The following is a 16,413-nucleotide window of genomic DNA, read 5'->3' as shown; positions in this document are numbered from 1 at the left end:
CACCGATCTCGGGAGGGTGCGTCCCCTCCCCGTCCGGTCGCGCCGGAACTCGCCTCCACGCGGTGGTCGGGGCAGCGCACCGTCCGCCGGACAACACCGCGCGGATGCCGTGCCACCGCCGGCGGCGCGGGAAGACGGCCATGGCTACGGGTGGACCAGGATCTTCACCGCGGTGTCGTTGTGGTTGATCAACGTATCGAACCCCTGCTCGACGAGGTCATCCAGGGCGATCCTGCCGGTGATGAAGGGCTTGAGGTCCACCTTGCCCTCCTGGACCAGCCTGATCGTCTCCGCGTGGTCGCGGACGTAGGCGATGGTGCCGCGGAGATCGATCTCCTTCAACACGATCTTCTGCATGTCCACCGTCGCGGGATGGCCCCAGATGGAGACGTTAACCACCACTCCGGCGGGCTTCACCGCGCTCAGCAGGGTGTCCAGCACGGCGTCGACACCCGCGCATTCGAAGGCGACATCCGCGCCGACGCCGCCGGTGATCTCCTGGACCCGCTCCGGCACGTCCTCCTGGCTCGGGTCGATGACATGGTCCGCGACCCCGCTGGAGTGCGCCTTGTCCTTGCGGGCCGCACTGAGCTCGCTGATGATGGTCGTGACCCCCACGCTCTTCAGAACGGCCGCCGTCAGCAGCCCGATGGGTCCGGAACCACCGATCAGGGCGACGTCGCCCGCCTTGGCTCCGCTGCGCATCACCGCGTGGTGGGCCACCGACAACGGCTCGATCAACGCGGCCTCATCCAGCGGGATGCCACCGATCTTGTGGACCCACCGCGCGTCCACCACGATCTTCTCGCCGAGTCCGCCGCCCCCGCCGGACAGGCCGATGAAGCCCATCTTCGTGCACAGGTGGTAGTTGCCTGCCTTGCAGGGCGCGCACTCGTCGCACACGAAATAGGGTTCGACGACGACGCCGTCGCCAACCGCCAGATCGCCGACCCCCTCACCCACCTCGACGATCGTGCCGGAGAATTCGTGGCCGAGGGTGACCGGGGCCTCCTCCCCGGAGAGGGGATGCGGATGCCCTGGGGACGGGACGAAGATGGGACCCTCCAGGTACTCGTGGAGATCGGTTCCGCAGATGCCGCACCACGCGACCTGGATCTTGACGGTACGGGCCCGCACGTCCGGCTCGGGGACGTCGTCGATCCGCACGTCGTTGCGTGCGTAGAACCGTGCTGCCTTCATGGTCTTTTCCGCCTTCGTGTCGAGGGGTGTTGCGTTGGCCCAGCTATACAGCATGCCGCCGTCCACGAGAAGCGCTTCCGACGGAAGCGTCGCTCCGGCGACGCGGTCCGGGCCCGGACCGGCGCGGGAGGGAAACCACCCGCGTGCCGGTCCGGCCCCTTTCCGGGGGGCGGTGTCCTCACCGCGTGTGGTGCGATGCCTGCAGCTCGTACACCGGCGTGGGCAGGCCCTCCATCCGGGCCTTGATCTGCAGGGCCAGGTAGTTGGAGTAGTGCCGGCTCTGGTGCAGGTTGCCGCCGTGGATCCAGAGGTTGTCCACGTTGGTGGGCTTCCACATGTTGCGCAGCTCCCCCTCCCACGGGCCAGGGTCCTTCGGCGTCTCCGAGCCGAAGCCCCAGCACTTGCCCACCCTGTCGGCGACCTCGGGGGAGACGAGGTCCGCGAGCCAGCCGTTCATCGAACCGTAGCCGGTGGCGTAGATGACCACGTCGGCCTCCAGCTCGGTGCCGTCGTCCATCACGACGGCGTTGCCCGTGAGCTTGTCGACCTGGCCGTTGGCCAGCTTCACGCGGCCGTCGATGATCAGCTGGGACGCGCCGACGTCGATGTAGTAGCCGGAGCCGCGGCGCAGGTACTTCAGGAACAGGCCCGATCCGTCCACGCCGAAGTCCAGGTCGAATCCGGCCGCCTCCAGCTGCGAGTAGAACCCGGCGTCGCGCCGCGCCATCTCCTGGTACACCGGGATCTGGGCCTCCGGCAGGACGCGGTACGGCAGGGAGGCGAAGAGGAGGTCGGCCTTTTCCGTGGTGACGCCGTTGTCCAGCGCCCTCTCGGAATAGAGGTCGCCGAGGGCCAGGTCCATCAGCGACTCGCTGCGGGCGATGTGGGTGGAGGAGCGCTGGACCATGGTGACGTCGGCCCCGTGCTCCCAGAGGTCCGCGCAGATGTCGTGGGCCGAGTTGTTCGAGCCGATCACGACGGCCTTCTTGCCCGTCCAGTCTCCGCCGCCCGGGTGCTGGGACGAGTGGTACTGCTGCCCCAGGAAGGTCGCGGCGCCGTCGAACGTCGGCACGTTCGGGTACCCCGACACGCCGAGGGCGAAGACGAGGTGCCGGGGGCGCAGGGTGACGGGCTCGCCGTCGCGGACCACGGAGACCACCCACTCCCCGGCCTCCTCGTCGAAGCGGGCGTTGGTGCACTCCGTGCCGGACCAGTAGTTCAGCTCCATGATCCGCGTGTAGTGCTCCAGCCAGTCGCCGATCTTGTCCTTGGACGCGAAGACGGGCCAGTCCTCCGGGAACTTCAGGTACGGCAGATGGTCGTACCAGACGGGGTCGTGCAGGTGCAGGGACTTGTAGCGGTTGCGCCAGGAATCGCCGGGCCTCTCGTTCTTCTCGACGATGATGGTGGGCACGCCGAGCCGGCGCAACCGCGCGCCGAGACCGATGCCGCCCTGCCCGCCGCCGATGATCACCGTGTAGGGCTGGTCCTCGTAGCCGAGGCGGGCCTCCCGCTCCTCCTTCAGCTCCAGCCAGGACTTGCGGCCCTGGCTGATGTGGTGGGCCACGCCCTTCTCGCGGTTGGCCCCCTTCTTCTCCTCGAAGCCCTTCAGCTCCTGCATGGTGGTGAGCAGGGTCCAGCACTTGCCGTTGCGCAGGCGGAGGTGCGCGTGGCCCCGGGCCTGCGCGGTTTCGAAGTCGACCCAGGCCTCGGTGCTGGCGGCGTCCCCGGTGGCGTCCTCGGCCAGGGTCCAGCGGGAGGGCTGGACGTCCTGCAGCGTGGCGTCCAGCATCCTTCCGATCTCGTCCTTGCCCTCCATGGTCTTGAGGTTCCAGGTGAAGGACACGAAGTCGCGCCAATACGAGTCTTCCTCGAAGAGTTCCAGCGCCGCCTCGGTGTCGTGGCTACGCAGCGCCTCGTCGAGCTGCGCGAGCCAGGCCTCGGCTATGTCGTTTGCGGTCTCCGGCATGTCTCCTCTTTCCCGATGCTGACGATCAGTCGCTGCTCGGCGCCGTCATGGCCGCCCGAGAAGTGACGTGCATCACCAGTAGACGTCGCCGAGGGTTACAATCGGGTTGCATGCCCCCTCCGTCTCCGTGGGGTTTCCGGGCAGACCGATTCGACGGCGAGTGGGGAGTGGGCGAATGCGGCACTCGGTGGTCCCCGATCCCAGACTCCGTTTCACCGCTCCGTTGGAGTACTCCCGGGCGCTGCGCCGCGCGCAGGAGTCCACGCTGGCCGGCTCGCCGGATCCCGCGTTCTCGCCCCTGTTGATCGAGTCGTGGCGCCGTTCCCTGGCCCTGGGCATCAATCCCGAGCGGCACAGTCCGATGCACGTGCACGAGGTGTCCGAGGCCCGGACGCTGCGGTCGCAGCACCGCCTGGCGTCCGCGGTTCCCGCCTTGTCGCAGATGCTTGCCGACGAGTCGGCCGACGGCCGCCACCTCCTGATCGTCACCGACCGGCGGGGCGAGGTACTGTGGCGGATCGGCAGCGTGCCCGCCTTGCGGCAGGCCGACGCGCTGGAGTTCATCGAGGGTGCCGACTGGTCCGAATCCGGCATCGGCACCAATGCCATCAGCGAGGCCATCACCACCGGAGAGCCGGCCCAGTTGTTCTCGGCCGAGCATCTCGTCCGGACACACCACGACTGGGCCTGCACCGCCGCCCCGATCCGGGACCCGTCCACCGGGGAAATCGTCGGTGTGCTGGACGTCTCCGGGCCGATCGATACCGTAACGCCGGACAGCCTGCGCATGGTGCGCTGCGGCGTCCGCTTGGCCGAGGAACTCCTGCGGTCCGCGGGCACGACGGCGGAGGCGCGTCCGCCCGCCACCGCCGGGCTCCGCCCTCCCGGCACCGCCTCCACCCTGTTCCTGCGGTTCCTCGGCGACAAGCCGACGGCGGAACTCGACGGCGGCCGTCGCGTTCCGATCACGTTGCGCCGAGCCGAGATCCTGGCCCTGCTCGTCTCCCGCACCCAAGGCTGGAGCGCCGAAGAGCTGGCCTACCGGTTGCACGGGGACGACGGAGCGGCCTCGACCGTCCGGACGGAGATGCACCGGATCCGCGCGGTGATCGGCGCCGTGGTGGAACCCAATCCGTACCGCTTTGCCGCTGGCGTGCGGGTGGTGTCGGACGCCGACGTCGTGGTCGGGCATCTGCGGGCCGGCCGCCTCGCCGAGGCCTTGGCGGCGTACCCGGCCCGGTTGCTCAACCGCTCCGCGAATCTGAGCGTGGAGCTCATGCGCGACGACTTGAACGAGGCCGTGGCGGCTTCGGTCCGGTCCAGCGGAAACGCCGAGATGATCTCGCAGTGGTGCTCCAGCGACATGGGCTCGGGCGACATCGCCGCCGCCGCCACGCTGGCGAGATTGACCGGTCCCGGGGACCCGCGTTTCCACGTGGTGCGGGCCCGCATGGACCGTATTGACCGGGAGTTGCGGGCGTAGGCTGGGCTCGGACCGGTCACAAGAACGGAAGGCGCGCGATGGGCACGGAATACCAGGTCGGCGATCACGTGGGCTGGAACTCGGAGGCCGGCCGGATTACCGGCGAGGTCACCAGGATCCACACCCGGGACTTCAGCTTCATGGGACGCCAACGGCGCGCCAGCCCGGAAGAGCCGCAGTACGAGGTGGAGAGCGACAAGACCGGCAACCTCGCTGCCCACAAGGGCGGGGCGCTCCACAAGTTGGAGTAGACGGGCGGCTCCTGCCGGTTCCGGGCCTCGCTGCCCGGAGCGCGGACCGTCGCCGGACCTAACCGCCGGGCCGAATCGCCGGTTCGCCCCAGAACAGACCGACCCGGACGAGGAGAAGACGATGTCATTCCAGGCGTATCTCGACACCATCGAGGACAAGACCGGCCTCACGCCGCGGGAACTCCTCGCCCTCGCGAGCGAACGCGGCCTCGACCGGCCTCCGGTCAAGGCCGGAGCCATCGTCGACTGGCTCAAGGAGGACTATGGACTCGGGCGTGGACACGCGATGGCCATCGTCCACATCGTCAAGAATGGGCCGACGATCAGCGGAAAGCACGTCGGATCGGGCGGCACCCACCGCGACGAGTCGACCGACCTGTGGCTGGACGGGAAGGACAACCGTCCCGCCTGAGGGTCCGAACGTTCGCGCACTCCGGGACGCCGCGCCTCAAGCCAAGACCTCAGCCAGCCGGTCCAGCCCGGTCACGGTGTGGTCCGGCGCCGCGAAATACCCCGGATACCTCCCGCCCGAGCGGTTGACCCAGGCCGTGCGCAGGCCGGCCCTGGCCGCGCCGTGAATGTCCCACGGGTGCACGGCCGCCAGCACCATCTCCCCCGGGGATGCGCCGCACGCCGACGCCGCGTACTCGTAGGCCGTTTTTCCCGGCTTCCATGACGGCGCGTCCTCCACGGAAAGCAACAGGTCGAACTTGTCCCCAATGCCCGCGGCGGAAAACAACCTCTCCGCCGCCCGGGTCGAGCCGTTGGTCAGGGTGGCCAGCCGGAACCCGGCCTCCTTCAGGGCCCGCACGCCCTCGATGACGTCATCATGCAGGGCCAGCCCGCCGAGTCCGTCCATGACGTGCTCCACGGCGGCCTCCGGTTCGCGATCCAAGTCCATCCCGGCGAACAGGCCACGCAGCACCTCGGCACCGATGTCCGCGAAGGTTCCCTTGTCGCCGGCCGCCGTGAGGGCGAACCCGTCGCGCAGCAGCGTGGCGAACCAGACCCGCGCCAACGACGCCGGAGCCCCCACCTCGGCGAACCGTTCCGCCATCGGGGACATGTCCGACAGCCCCAGCGCGGAACCACCGAACGGAGGCGAAGTGCTCTCCCCGTCATCGACGACCGGGGCGACCTGTCGGCCTTCGCCCAACACGCACGGACGGGCCGCAGGGGTCGGCCGTCGTCGTGCCATACGGTGTAAGTAATTAACGAGAGGACCCCCTATGGCCTGCGCCGGCTGCACGACATCTTCAAAACTGGACTTCGAGTTCAGCATGGCCTTCCAGCCGATCTACGATGCCGTAGCCGGTCGCGCGTGGGGTTACGAGGCGTTGGTCAGGGGCCTGTCGGGCGAGGGTGCCTTCGAGGTCCTGTCGAAGGTCTCGCCGGAGCAGAAGTACCGCTTCGACCAGGACTGCCGCGTCAAGGCCATCGAGCTGGCATCGCGCCTGTTTCCCGCGGGAGAGGACTTGATGCTGTCGATCAACTTCATGCCCAACGCGGTCTACGAACCGGCCGCCTGCCTCCGTGCGACGCTGCTCGCCGCCGGGCGATACGGCTTTCCGACGTCGTCGATCATGTTCGAGTTCACCGAGAACGAGGAGGTCACGGACACCGCCCACCTGACGAACATCATCACCGAATATCGGAAGCGCGGTTTCACGACGGCCATTGACGATTTTGGTGCCGGTCATGCGGGTCTCGGGCTCCTGGCCGACTTCCAACCGGACCTGATCAAGATCGACATGAGGCTCGTGCGAGGGATCGACACCAGTCCGGCCCGCCAGGCCGTTGTTGCCGGCATCGTCGGCATCAGCAAGGAACTCGGCATCACGGTGCTCGCGGAAGGCATCGAGTCCGAGGCGGAGTTCCTGGCCTTGAAGGCAAAAGGCATCCGCCTGTTCCAAGGATATTGGTTCGGAAGGCCGGCGTTCGAGGAGCTTCCGCAGGTCCGCTACGCGTCCGTGTGACATCTCGGGCGCATGTACGGTGGGTCCATGAGCGCATCCCTCGGTGACTTTCTGCGGGGACTCCCGGATTTTCCCGAGAACCTTCCGGACTTCGACGTCGCATCCGCGCCGGCAGACCCTGCCGCGCTGTTCCGCGCGTGGCTCGAGGAGGCGGCTGCCGCCGGCGTGCGGCAGCCACATGCCTGCAGCCTCGCCACGGTTGGCGCGGAAGGACAACCATCGTCCAGGATGGTGCTCCTCAAGAACATCGATGCGGACGGGTGGCACTTCGCCACATCCCGTACCTCCCGCAAGGGAACGGAATTGACCGCCAACCCGAGGGCCGCGCTGAACTTCTTCTGGGCTGACCAGGGACGCCAGGTCCGGGTGGTCGGGAAGGTTGTCGAGCTGTCCGCAGAGGCTTCCGCCGCGGACTGGCGGGGCAGGCCTGCGGACGACGGTCGGGACAACCCCCACTGGCAGCTGTATGCCGTTTTGCCCCGCGAGATCGAGTTCTGGCAGGGGCGCCACGACCGCAAGCACATCCGGCACATCTACCGGCCAGGCGTCCAGTCCGGTCCTCCGACGCCATTCCCCGAAGTTGTCAGCCGGCCGTTCCCAGGGCCTTCTTGCCCGGACACTGGGTCGCGATGACGCGCTGGATCGCGTCGCGTTCGGCCGGGGTCATCCAGAGTCCGTGCTTGGCCTTGACCGCCGTTTGCCGGGCGACGTAGTCGCAGCGGAACCCCTTGTTCGGCGGTAGCCAGGTCGCGGCATCGCCGTCACCCTTGGATGCGTTCGTTGGCCCGTCCACGGCCATGAGGTTCAACGGATCGTTGGCGAACACGAGCCGCTGCTCGGCGGTCATCCGCTGGGCGCCCTTCTGCCACGCGTCGGACAACGCCACGAGGTGGTCGATCTGGACCCGCGTGCTGGTCCCCTGTCCCCGGACGAAGCCGATCGTCCGGCCGGTGAACGGGTCCCGGAGGACACCGGTGGCGATGACGCATCCGCGGGTTCCGGGTTTCGCGGTCGTGTCCCGGAGGTCCCGGCGGAGGATGTCGTTGCGGGCATCGCACCCGTTGCGGTCCGGGTCCTTCCACCCCGATCCGAAGAGGTCCCGGTCGTACCCGGTCTTCGGCGCCCGCCCCTTGACCTCGATGCCCGCCAGCTGCGCCAGTACCGTCCCGGTACCCGGGACGGCCGTGGACGACTTTGGTATGGGTGGCTCCGCAGCCGGCAGGGGCGTGCGGGACGGGGCCGCGGATGTCCGTGGCGTCGGCGAAGCCACGGCCGCGGTCGTAGTCTCGGACAGGGCCGGCGCCGTGGGCGCCGGGGCGTCCGGGGCGGCCGGGGTCGGGGCCTCGGACCAGACGGTGATCGGTGCGCGGGTCGGGGCCTCCGTATGGATCGCGATGGGTTCCACCGGCGGCGACGCGGCGATGTCAGCGCCGCAGCCCGCCAGCGCCCACGTCAGCGCGGCCCCGAGGATGACCAGACCGCGCCCGCGGTGTCCGTTGGCGCTCATTCGCAGCCGACGCCGTCCCCGTCGCGGTCCAGCTTCCGGCTGTACCCGGGGTCGCCCGAGTAGACCGGGTCGGCCCCGGCGGCCCTGACCGCGTCGCAGTTCTCGTAGTAGGCCGATGATCCGGCGGTGTCGTCCACGAGAGTCTCGATCTGGGCCTGTTCTTCCTCTTCCGCCCGACGTTCGGCCTCCGCGGCGGCGTCCGCGGCCGCCTGCTGCGCCGCGGCTTCCTTGGCCTCCGCGGCTGCCTTCCGCTCGGCCTCTGCCTTCGCTTGGGCCTTCGCTTCCGCGACCGCCTGCTCCTCTGCCGCCTTCTTCGCGGCCGCCTTTTCTTCCGCGGCCTTCTTGGCCACCGCCTGCTGCTTCGCTTTCTCCTGCGCGGCCTTCTTCGCCGCGGCCTCTTCCTTGGCCTTGGCCTCGGCGGCGGCCTTCGCCTCGGCCAGTTCCTTGGCGTCGGCGACGTCCTTCTCGTGGGTCGTCTGGCTCACCCAGACGAAGGCCCCGGCGTCGTCCTCGTTGCAGTAGTTGCTCTCCTCGCCTTGGGTCATGACCAGGTGGTCGGCCTCGCAGGCTTGGCCCACGAAGCTGGCCAGTGTCGGCTCCTCGGCGGGGCTCGACGCCCCGGTACCGGCGACTGCGCTGTCCTCGTCGCTCGGAGCCGAGCCCGCTCCAAACACGATGAGTGAGAGGACGAGGAGGGCCGTGGCCGCGCCGGTGAAGGCGCCGGCCCCCTTGCGATTCGGGATGCGCGCCCACCTGACGCGACCGATGATCAGGGCCGCCAGGCCGAACAGCAGCGCAAGGAGGCTGAGCACGAACACCAGGCCCGGCACCAGAGCGAGCAAGAGGATCAACAGCACGGCCAGGACGGCGACGACCATCCACCAGGTGCGTGTCCGGGAATTTTTGCGGGCAGGCAAAGGCCCCGAGAAGTTGGTCATGGTGATATTCCCCCGGTGTAAAGCAAGTCCATCAGATAGGCAAAGCATAAGGCCCCGGCGCTTTCTCGCGTTCGAGGCGCGTCGGCGGACTCCAGCCCCCTCCTCGTCGACCCATGTAGGTGGCGGTCGATCACCGGGCACTCTCCGACGCGCCGGGCGCAGTCATCGCCGTCGCCTTGATGGTTTGCGGGGTCGCCCTGCTTGGCGTGGTGACCGCAACGCTGGCCTCCCGGATCGTCGAGAAGGCGTCCGCGCAAGCGATGGCGTTCTTCGACGAGAGTGCCCTGCCTCCCGGCTTGGTGCAGCAAGGCGAAAGCATTCGCTCTACGGGTAGGGCACCACCCAGTGGTTCCGGCCGAGGCGCCATTCGAGGCCGTCCAGCTCGATGCTCACGACCGGTACCGTGCCGCGGCGGAACAGCCGCCGCCGTTGGTCGATGCGCGCTTCGCCTCGAAGGTAGGCGCGCATGACGAGGCAAAGCCGTCGAAGTTCGTCTTCCTTCTCCTGCTCCACGTCGTCGTAGTCGAAAACGGTGGTCTGGACGTTCAGCTCCGGGATGAAAGCGTCCATCCACTCATAGGTGGCACGAATAATTGCCGTCCGGTCCTGTTTGTCCCGGTTGAACACGCGGACCGCGTGACGCAGGGGATCGTCGCTGGAAGTCGCATCTTCGACGGTGAAGTCCCCGTCGAACACCTCCGCGACGATCCGGTGGAGCATGGCTTTGATGTCGATGGTCACGACGACAGTCTCGCAGGTGCTTCCAGCCCGCGATGCTGCCGTGCAGCTGGGTCCCTCAACCATGGAAACGTGCATGATGCACGCAACCTCCAGCGGGCTGGCAGGCATGCCAGACCGGCACCACTTGGCCGTCCGCTGCGGAGACAGGATCCATTCCTGACATGCGCAGACGATGGCGTTCGGCGTGAGCCGGGGGTTGCTTCGCACACGCAATTCCCGGTGGATAGACGCCGATGGCGGCGCGTACGACGGCCGTGCATCTCTCGGAACGCCGATCCGACGTCGATGGCCTACCGTGCTCCCCGTGGGGCGGCGCGAGGCCGGCACCTGATGGGCCCCGGGACTATTGGAAGTCCGCGAGCCACAGGTCCGGGCCGAACACCTCGTACTGGATGTCCCTAGCGGGGACCCCGCGCCCGATCAGGGCACTGCGCACCGCTTGCATGAACACGAGCGGGCCGCAGAGGTAGTACTCGGCGTCAAGGGGCAGTTCCACGGATCCGACGTCCATGAAGCCCACGAGTTCGCCGTCGGCCATCTGGGTCGGATCCCCCTGCTCCGCATACCAGGTCACCAGGGAGGCTTCCGGGAGTCTCCCCAGGTCCTCGGTCACCTGGCGGCGCAGGGCGAAGGTGTCCGAGGAGTTGGCCGCGTGCAGGAACAACACCTGCCGCCGGCTGGCGGACTGGACGAGATGGGACAGCATCCCGGCCATCGGGGTGATGCCGATGCCCGCACTGGCGAGCACCAAGGGACGGTCCGAGTACTCCAGCACCACGTCGCCGAACGGGGCGCTGAGCACCACTTCGTCCCCCACCTGCACGTCGTGGTGGAGCAGGTTGGACACCTCGCCGTCCGGGGCGCCGCCACCGTGCACCCGCTTGACCGAAAATTGGCGGTGCATCCCGTCGTCCGCCCGGGTCAAGCTGTATTGCCGGGGCTGGTGCACGCCGTCGGGCATCTCGATCTTCAGGGTGACGTACTGGCCAGGCAGCGAGGGTTTCACCTCCCGCTCGTCCGTCCGCTCCACGAGGAACGTGACCACGTCCTCCGTTTCCGGGGTCCGCTCCACCACGCGCCAGGTCCGCCAGATCGTCTCCGGGGATAGCCGCACGGCCCCGTACAGGCCTCGCTCCTTGTTGATGAGCATGTTGGCCATCAGCCAGTACACCTCGTCCCACGCGGCGGCGACCTCGGGCGTGACGGCGTCGCCCAGGACGTCGACGATGGCCCACATCAGGTTGTCGTGGACGATCTGGTACTGGTCCGGCCGCAGCCCCAGCGAGACGTGCTTGTGGGCGATGCGCGACAGCAGATGGTCCGGCAGCTGCTCCGGCTTGTCGACCAGATACCCGGCGAAGGCCGCGATGGACCCCGCGAGGGCCTGCTGCTGGCGGCCGTCCGCCTGGTTGCCCCGGTTGAAGAGCCCGTCCAGCAACTCCGGATGCGCGCTGAACATGTGACCGTAGAATCTGCGGGCGATCTCTTGGATGTTCTCGCCGACGACGGGAAGCGTGGCCTTGACGATGGGTAGCGCGGTGTCCGACAGCACGTGATGCTCCTGGGTGGTTGATGATGGTTGCTGCCGGGGCGACCCGCAGCCAAGGCGGCGCGGGTTGGCCGCCCCCCGGGACGGCTCGGGAAGGTTCGACCGACCCGGCGGCCGCGGGGCGTCAGGACACGGCCCGGCGGATGTTCTTCTGCTCGGTGCGCCTATCCCACCAGCGCTGGAGCACGAGGAACCCGAGGATCCACGTCCCGAGGGCGGTCACTATCCAGACCAGCAGTGTTGCGAGGATCCAGGCGGTGAGACCGGAGACCGTCAAACCGTCCGGGATGAGGGTCGCGATCCATATAGCGAGCAGGGTCGACACCAGGCCCACTCCGCCGAGGATGGCCGAGGCGTACTGGCGGGCCATGTTGAACACGAACGGGCCCAGGATGGCCTGGGCCACGACAAAGACGATCACGGCGGTGACGAATCCCGAGGTCTGCAGCGTGACTCCGTCAATCATCGCCCCGGCCAGCAGTAGCCCGGCGGCAGCCGTCACCAGGTTGATGGCCGCCTGAAGCAGCATGCGGATCATGGCAAGTCCTCTTCCGGGGACCCGGCCGACGGGTGCGGACGGCTGGGCCCCCTGTGTACAGGGTGGCAAGAACCTCTTCCGACCACTCCATGAGAGACCTTGGGCGGCCCGGGGTCAAGGGGCGACAGCCGCTACTTCCGCCCCTCCGTCCGTGTTCTTGCGGCACAGCGTACGGCCCGCTTGTCTTCAAGTACTTGAAGTTCCTATCGTTGATGGTGTGAGCTCACCGAACATCCGGCCTACATACTCCATCAAGGAAGCTTCGGCGTTGTCCGGACTGCCGGCCAGCACGCTGCGGTACTACGAATCGATCGGCGTGATCGCGCCGATCGGCCGCGGGGCGAGCAGCAGGCACCGGGTCTACACAGAGGAGGACCTGGACCTGTTGACCTGGGTGGCCTGCCTGAGCGCGACGGGAATGTCGGTGGGCGACATGCGCCGCTACGTCGAGAACGGGGCGCTGGGCCCGGCTGCGGCCCCCGGGCAGATCGAGCTGTTGGAGGCCCAACAGGAGCAGCTGGCTCTGGAGGCGAAGTCGATCGCACTGCGGAGGCGGTACGTCGGGCTGAAAATCGAGTACTGGCGCGCGGTCCAGGCCGGCGACGATGCCCGGGCCATGCAGCTGTCGGACGAGGCACGCGCCTTGGCCGAGGACCTGAAGAAGACCAAGGAGCAGTAGACAACACGCCCCGCCCCGCCCTCCAGGAAGCGGACGACCACGGCCCGGCCGTGACGCGGGGACCACCTTGCCGAGCAGGATGACTGCCGGCAGACCTGAATCACCAACCGACCATTGCCACAAGGAGTAAACACATGACCACCACTGTCCACGCCTACGCCTCCCCCTCCGCCGACGGGGACCTCGCCCCCACCACCATCGAACGCCGCGACGTCGGTCCCCACGACGTGCTGATCGAGATCAAGTACGCCGGCATCTGCCACTCCGACATCCACACCGTGCGCGGGGACTGGGGACCGCAGCCGTACCCGCTGGTGCCCGGGCACGAGATCGCCGGCGTCGTCGCCGAGGTCGGATCCGAGGTGACCAGGCACTCCGTCGGCGACCGGGTCGGCGTTGGCTGCATGGTCAACTCCTGCGGCGAGTGCAAGAACTGCACGGCGGGCGACGAGCAGTACTGCCTCAAGGGGATGGTCGGCACCTACGGCGCCACCGACCGCGACGGAACCGTCACCCAGGGCGGCTACTCCACCCACGTTGTCGTCACCGAGGACTTCGTGCTCGGGATCCCCGAGGGCATCGGGCTCGACGCCGCGGCGCCCCTTCTCTGCGCCGGCATCACCACCTACTCGCCCCTGCACCGCTGGGGCGCCGGACCCGGCAAGAAGGTCGCCGTCGTGGGCCTCGGCGGCCTCGGGCACATGGCCGTCAAGATCGCGCACGCGATGGGCGCCGAGGTCACCGTCCTCTCGCAGTCCCTGAAGAAGCAGGAGGACGGACTGCGCCTGGGCGCGGACCACTACTACGCCACCAGCGACGAGGCCACGTTCACGGAACTCGCCGGTTCGTTCGACCTCATCATCAACACGGTCAGCGCCGCGATCGACGTCAGCGCCTTCCTGGGACTCCTGACGGTCGGCGGCGCCATGGTGAACGTGGGCGCGCCCGCCGAGCCGCTGCCGGTGAATGCGATGGCGCTCATCGGCGGCCGCCGCTCGTTCGCCGGCTCCATGATCGGCGGCATCCCGGAGACCCAGGAGATGCTCGATTTCTGCGCCGAGCACAACATCGGCGCCGAGATCGAGGTCATCCCCGCCGACAAGATCAACGACGCCTACGAGCGCGTCCTCGCCTCGGACGTGCGCTACCGCTTCGTGATCGACACCTCCACCCTGGGATAGCGGATCGATCTGGACGGGATGTGGCGGATACCATTCCGCCACACCCCGTGGCCAGGATCGGACGGGAACGCGGACACGAGCACCTTGGCCGGGGCGACACCCTAACCGCCGGATCCCGAGCCCCCAACGGCGGATCCTCCGCCCGGGGCGCCGATGCCGGTACCCATCAACAACCGAAAGGCCACCATGGACCTCGACGATCTCCTGGCGGCGCTGAACGCCGGCGAGACCATCACCGGGGGCTCACCGTTGCATCACGTCATGCACCTCACCAGCCAGGATGCCCTGCGCGTGACCGGCGAACTCAACAGCGGATACCGGGAACCAGCTCACGTGCGGGAACTGCTGGCCCGACTCACCGGTCAGCCGATCGACGAATCCGTGACGGTCTTCCCGCCCTTCTACTCCGACTTCGGGAAAAACATCACCCTCGGCAAGCGCATTTTCATCAACTCCGGGTGCAAGTTCCAGGACCAAGGTGGCGTCGTCATCGGGGACGACTGCTTGATCGGGCACAACACCGTGCTGGCCACGCTCAACCACGACCTCGACCCGTCCCGCCGCGCGGACATGCACCCAGCCCCCATCGTCATCGGCCGCAATGTGTGGATCGGGTCCAATGTCACCGTCCTGCCGGGCGTGACCATCGGGGACAACGCCGTCGTCGCGGCCGCTTCCGTGGTGACGAAAGACGTTCCACACCATGCGGTTGTCGTGGGCTCGCCGGCCCGAGTGGTGCGCTCGCTCTCCAGCTGAACCATGTGTCCGGTCCCGGATGCACCGGGCACCATCGAAGGACCATGTGACCATGACGGCGCCGGTGGTCTGTACTCCCGGCGGCAGCGGTCCTATCCTGACCGAAGCACCTCCTACGAGGCGGCGCAGCGGAGCTGGATGGCAATCCCCAGCGACGGACGGGCAACACCGTTCCCAGAGACGATCCGGTGGACTCGTCACCTTGCAGCTGACAGGAATCGTGGGGCCCGTAATGCGTGCTGGAAGCCCGGAACCCCTGTCGAGCGGGAATCTCGCGCGGACATCGGTCGCGGAGTCCCCACCGGCGGCGTCTTCCGTTTCGCGCCGCGCCCTCGGTGTCGACGTTGCCCGCGCGGTCGCGTTGATCGGCATGATTGCCGTGCACGTATTCCCCGAGGAGAACGCCGACGGCCAGATGACGTGGGCCTTCGGAATTTTCGGCGGACGCGCCGCCGCCCTGTTCGCGGTGCTCGCTGGCGTGTCCATCGCCTTCGTGGAGCGGCGGTCGCACGGCCAGCTCTATGGCCGCACCCTGGCGGCCGACCGGATGGCACTGGTGGTGCGCGGGCTGCTTATCCTGTGGATAGGGCTGCTGCTGGGTTATCTCGGGGCAATTGTCACCATCATCCCGTATTTCGGTGTCCTGTTTCTCCTGGTGGTGCCGTTCTTCGGACGCTCGTCCGGCTTCCTGCTGCTTGCCGTCCCGGTCTTTGCCATCGGTGGGCCGGTGCTCCGCCACCTGTTTGCCGCGGACATGCCGGAACGGCCGAACGACACAGTCGACTACACGGTGGCCACGGCCACGAGCCACCCGTTGGTGTTCGTGACGGACATGCTGCTCGCCGGCGACTATCCCGCGCTGCTGTGGATGGTGTACGTCTGCGTGGGCATCGTCATCGGCCGCCAGACGCTCACGTCACGAAAGCTCGCGCTGGTGCTGGCGGGATGGGGAACCGTCCTGGCGGCCACGACGTGGGCCATCTCGAAGCTCCTGCTGGGACCGGCCGGAGGACTGGAACGCCTCGTCGCGGCGACACCCGATTTAACCCGCGCAGAAATCGTCGAGCAGCTGGCCTACGGGCCCGAAGACGAGGTGCTGCCCGACACCACGTGGTGGTGGCTCACCGCGATCTCCCCCTACTCCAACACGCCCCTGAACCTGCTGCACAACCTTGGCGCGGCCGTCGCCGCCCTGGGCATCGTGCTGCTCCTGACCCACCGCGGGGGCAGGATCTTCACTCCCTTCGCCGCCATGGGGGCCATGACGCTCACCCTGTACTCGGCCCATTGCGTCGTGGAGATGCTCGAGGTCCTGGACGAGGACCGGCCGGTCGTCGCGCTGTGGATCCAGATCATCGCCTTCATGCTGTTCGCCCTGATCTGGCGAAACTCCGTCGGCAGGGGACCGCTCGAAACCATCATCTCCGATGCCAGCGACTGGGTCCGGACGCGCGTGGGAACTCCGCGGAACAAGACCCGTGCGGAAACGCCGGGGCGGGAAAAGACCGGGAGCCGCCGAAAGACGGCGGCAGACAGGGCCGCGACATAGCGGGCAGGGCATGAAATTACTGTTCGTCGGGTCGGGGCGATTGACGGGTCCCCGGGCCCCGCAAAGCCGGGCGGCGCGGGTCGAATGGCCGTGCCG

General features: G+C 68.1%; 17 protein-coding genes. 9 read left to right on the top strand and 8 right to left on the bottom strand.

Translation table 11 applies throughout. The features are described 5' to 3' along the window. Positions 1–144 precede the first annotated feature (144 nt). Positions 145–1,200 (bottom strand): 2,3-butanediol dehydrogenase, encoded by a 1,056-nt coding sequence (locus tag ACETWP_RS08365; RefSeq protein WP_373971774.1) that lies wholly within the window; start codon positions 1,198–1,200, stop codon positions 145–147. A 178-nt stretch (positions 1,201–1,378) separates the two neighbouring features. Further along, positions 1,379–3,169: an NAD(P)-binding domain-containing protein gene (locus tag ACETWP_RS08360; protein ID WP_373971773.1), complete on the bottom strand. Its 1,791-nt coding sequence runs from the start codon at positions 3,167–3,169 to the stop codon at positions 1,379–1,381. A gap of 175 nt (positions 3,170–3,344) precedes the next feature. Between ACETWP_RS08360 and ACETWP_RS08355 the strand changes: the two genes are divergently transcribed. The 3 genes from ACETWP_RS08355 to ACETWP_RS08345 all read left to right on the top strand — a co-directional run bounded on the left by ACETWP_RS08355 (position 3,345) and on the right by ACETWP_RS08345 (position 5,315). After that, positions 3,345–4,652: a GAF domain-containing protein gene (locus ACETWP_RS08355; RefSeq protein WP_373971772.1), complete on the top strand. Its 1,308-nt coding sequence runs from the start codon at positions 3,345–3,347 to the stop codon at positions 4,650–4,652. Between the two features lie 38 nt (positions 4,653–4,690). Then, positions 4,691–4,903 carry a hypervirulence associated TUDOR domain-containing protein gene (locus ACETWP_RS08350; protein ID WP_373971771.1) on the top strand — a complete coding sequence of 71 codons (213 nt, stop codon included), beginning with the start codon at positions 4,691–4,693 and terminating at the stop codon, positions 4,901–4,903. Between the two features lie 121 nt (positions 4,904–5,024). Beyond that, positions 5,025–5,315, top strand: coding sequence for a DUF4287 domain-containing protein (locus tag ACETWP_RS08345; protein ID WP_373971770.1), 291 nt, complete (start codon positions 5,025–5,027; stop codon positions 5,313–5,315). Positions 5,316–5,351: 36 nt separating this feature from the next. On the opposite strand, the gene ACETWP_RS08340 is transcribed toward ACETWP_RS08345, so the two are convergent. After that, positions 5,352–5,969, bottom strand: coding sequence for a haloacid dehalogenase type II (locus ACETWP_RS08340; protein WP_373971769.1), 618 nt, complete (start codon positions 5,967–5,969; stop codon positions 5,352–5,354). Positions 5,970–6,183: 214 nt separating this feature from the next. Here ACETWP_RS08340 and ACETWP_RS08335 point away from each other — a divergent pair, with 214 nt between their 5' ends. Together ACETWP_RS08335 and ACETWP_RS08330 are read left to right on the top strand one after the other, a co-directional pair. Then, entirely contained in the window at positions 6,184–6,879 is a 696-nt protein-coding gene (locus ACETWP_RS08335; protein ID WP_373971768.1) for an EAL domain-containing protein, read from the top strand. A 27-nt stretch (positions 6,880–6,906) separates the two neighbouring features. Next, positions 6,907–7,512, top strand: coding sequence for a pyridoxine/pyridoxamine 5'-phosphate oxidase (locus tag ACETWP_RS08330; protein WP_373971767.1), 606 nt, complete (start codon positions 6,907–6,909; stop codon positions 7,510–7,512). Here ACETWP_RS08330 and ACETWP_RS08325 read toward each other — a convergent pair. The 5 genes from ACETWP_RS08325 to ACETWP_RS08305 all read right to left on the bottom strand — a co-directional run bounded on the left by ACETWP_RS08325 (position 7,463) and on the right by ACETWP_RS08305 (position 12,152). Continuing rightward, positions 7,463–8,386 carry an HNH endonuclease family protein gene (locus ACETWP_RS08325; RefSeq protein ID WP_373971766.1) on the bottom strand — a complete coding sequence of 308 codons (924 nt, stop codon included), beginning with the start codon at positions 8,384–8,386 and terminating at the stop codon, positions 7,463–7,465. The two genes, ACETWP_RS08330 and ACETWP_RS08325, sit on opposite strands and share 50 nt — an antisense overlap. Next, positions 8,383–9,324, bottom strand: a complete 942-nt coding sequence (locus ACETWP_RS08320) for an excalibur calcium-binding domain-containing protein (protein ID WP_373971765.1) — start codon at positions 9,322–9,324, stop codon at positions 8,383–8,385. The genes ACETWP_RS08325 and ACETWP_RS08320 overlap by 4 nt, the downstream gene beginning before the upstream one ends. A gap of 324 nt (positions 9,325–9,648) precedes the next feature. After that, the gene (locus tag ACETWP_RS08315) at positions 9,649–10,065 is read right to left on the bottom strand and encodes a hypothetical protein (RefSeq protein ID WP_373971764.1); all 417 of its coding nucleotides are present in this window, start codon (positions 10,063–10,065) and stop codon (positions 9,649–9,651) included. 343 nt (positions 10,066–10,408) lie between these two features. Further along, positions 10,409–11,617: a globin domain-containing protein gene (locus ACETWP_RS08310; RefSeq protein WP_373971763.1), complete on the bottom strand. Its 1,209-nt coding sequence runs from the start codon at positions 11,615–11,617 to the stop codon at positions 10,409–10,411. Positions 11,618–11,738: 121 nt separating this feature from the next. Continuing rightward, positions 11,739–12,152, bottom strand: a complete 414-nt coding sequence (locus ACETWP_RS08305; RefSeq protein ID WP_373971762.1) for a hypothetical protein — start codon at positions 12,150–12,152, stop codon at positions 11,739–11,741. A gap of 217 nt (positions 12,153–12,369) precedes the next feature. Here ACETWP_RS08305 and ACETWP_RS08300 point away from each other — a divergent pair, with 217 nt between their 5' ends. The 4 genes from ACETWP_RS08300 (at position 12,370) to ACETWP_RS08285 (ending at position 16,317) form a co-directional block, all read left to right on the top strand. Then, entirely contained in the window at positions 12,370–12,831 is a 462-nt protein-coding gene (locus tag ACETWP_RS08300; RefSeq protein ID WP_373971761.1) for a MerR family transcriptional regulator, read from the top strand. 134 nt (positions 12,832–12,965) lie between these two features. After that, positions 12,966–14,012, top strand: coding sequence for an NAD(P)-dependent alcohol dehydrogenase (locus ACETWP_RS08295; RefSeq protein ID WP_373971760.1), 1,047 nt, complete (start codon positions 12,966–12,968; stop codon positions 14,010–14,012). Positions 14,013–14,198: 186 nt separating this feature from the next. After that, positions 14,199–14,768, top strand: coding sequence for a DapH/DapD/GlmU-related protein (locus ACETWP_RS08290; protein ID WP_373971759.1), 570 nt, complete (start codon positions 14,199–14,201; stop codon positions 14,766–14,768). Further along, on the top strand, positions 14,716–16,317 hold the full coding sequence (locus ACETWP_RS08285) for a heparan-alpha-glucosaminide N-acetyltransferase domain-containing protein (protein ID WP_373971758.1): 1,602 nt from the start codon (positions 14,716–14,718) through the stop codon (positions 16,315–16,317). Before ACETWP_RS08290 ends, ACETWP_RS08285 begins: the two co-directional genes overlap by 53 nt. The last annotated feature ends 96 nt before the right edge of the window (positions 16,318–16,413 follow it).

The sequence above is a fragment of the Arthrobacter halodurans genome, assembly GCF_041877255.1.
In the GTDB taxonomy this organism is placed as follows: domain Bacteria; phylum Actinomycetota; class Actinomycetes; order Actinomycetales; family Micrococcaceae; genus Arthrobacter_N; species Arthrobacter_N halodurans.
The sequence above is the reverse complement of the archived record's forward strand: the minus strand, read 5'-3'. Positions and strand labels throughout refer to the sequence as shown.

Bases quoted from the DNA above. Each gene is read 5' to 3' on its own strand.
- ACETWP_RS08365 (WP_373971774.1), bottom strand. From the start codon at position 1,200: ATGAAGGCAGCACGGTTCTACGCACGCAACGACGTGCGGATCGACGAC.
- ACETWP_RS08360 (WP_373971773.1), bottom strand. From the start codon at position 3,169: ATGCCGGAGACCGCAAACGACATAGCCGAGGCCTGGCTCGCGCAGCTC.
- ACETWP_RS08355 (WP_373971772.1), top strand. From the start codon at position 3,345: ATGCGGCACTCGGTGGTCCCCGATCCCAGACTCCGTTTCACCGCTCCG.
- ACETWP_RS08350 (WP_373971771.1), top strand. From the start codon at position 4,691: ATGGGCACGGAATACCAGGTCGGCGATCACGTGGGCTGGAACTCGGAG.
- ACETWP_RS08345 (WP_373971770.1), top strand. From the start codon at position 5,025: ATGTCATTCCAGGCGTATCTCGACACCATCGAGGACAAGACCGGCCTC.
- ACETWP_RS08340 (WP_373971769.1), bottom strand. From the start codon at position 5,969: ATGTCCCCGATGGCGGAACGGTTCGCCGAGGTGGGGGCTCCGGCGTCG.
- ACETWP_RS08335 (WP_373971768.1), top strand. From the start codon at position 6,184: ATGGCCTTCCAGCCGATCTACGATGCCGTAGCCGGTCGCGCGTGGGGT.
- ACETWP_RS08330 (WP_373971767.1), top strand. From the start codon at position 6,907: ATGAGCGCATCCCTCGGTGACTTTCTGCGGGGACTCCCGGATTTTCCC.
- ACETWP_RS08325 (WP_373971766.1), bottom strand. From the start codon at position 8,386: ATGAGCGCCAACGGACACCGCGGGCGCGGTCTGGTCATCCTCGGGGCC.
- ACETWP_RS08320 (WP_373971765.1), bottom strand. From the start codon at position 9,324: ATGACCAACTTCTCGGGGCCTTTGCCTGCCCGCAAAAATTCCCGGACA.
- ACETWP_RS08305 (WP_373971762.1), bottom strand. From the start codon at position 12,152: ATGATCCGCATGCTGCTTCAGGCGGCCATCAACCTGGTGACGGCTGCC.
- ACETWP_RS08295 (WP_373971760.1), top strand. From the start codon at position 12,966: ATGACCACCACTGTCCACGCCTACGCCTCCCCCTCCGCCGACGGGGAC.
- ACETWP_RS08290 (WP_373971759.1), top strand. From the start codon at position 14,199: ATGGACCTCGACGATCTCCTGGCGGCGCTGAACGCCGGCGAGACCATC.
- ACETWP_RS08285 (WP_373971758.1), top strand. From the start codon at position 14,716: ATGCGGTTGTCGTGGGCTCGCCGGCCCGAGTGGTGCGCTCGCTCTCCA.